Origin of the sequence: Komagataeibacter melomenusus (genome assembly GCF_013155395.1) — a bacterium.
In the GTDB taxonomy this organism is placed as follows: Bacteria; Pseudomonadota; Alphaproteobacteria; order Acetobacterales; family Acetobacteraceae; genus Komagataeibacter; species Komagataeibacter melomenusus.
The window spans coordinates 1-246 of record NZ_JABJWC010000139.1 but is presented as its reverse complement, the minus strand read 5'-3'; the positions used below and the strand labels follow the sequence as shown (position 1 = coordinate 246).

Annotated in this window: 1 protein-coding gene; it reads right to left on the bottom strand. The window is 58.1% G+C overall.

Annotation, left to right across the window (positions count from 1 at the left end):
• Window positions 1–97 precede the first annotated feature (97 nt).
• Window positions 98–246 (bottom strand): carbohydrate porin (locus HNW77_RS17425; protein ID WP_172159354.1); only part of this gene is annotated, 149 nt, incomplete at its 5' end.

Sequence of the window (246 nt, the reverse complement as noted above, 5' to 3'; positions counted from 1 at the left end):
CGAACATCTTCACCAGTTCGAATATGTCCATTCAAACTGGATGTGCTCTGGCACGCCGAGGAACAGGAAAAAGCGGAAGCCACCGGGGCCGGGTGGTTCAGAATGTCACGTTGCCATGCAGCCCGAATACGGCTTCATTACCGATACGGCGCATTGGGCAGGACGGGTCGCCCATGCCGCCGGAAGGGTTCAGCACATACTGGAAATCGGGCTGCACGACCATCCATGGCGTGACCTGGGCCTGAT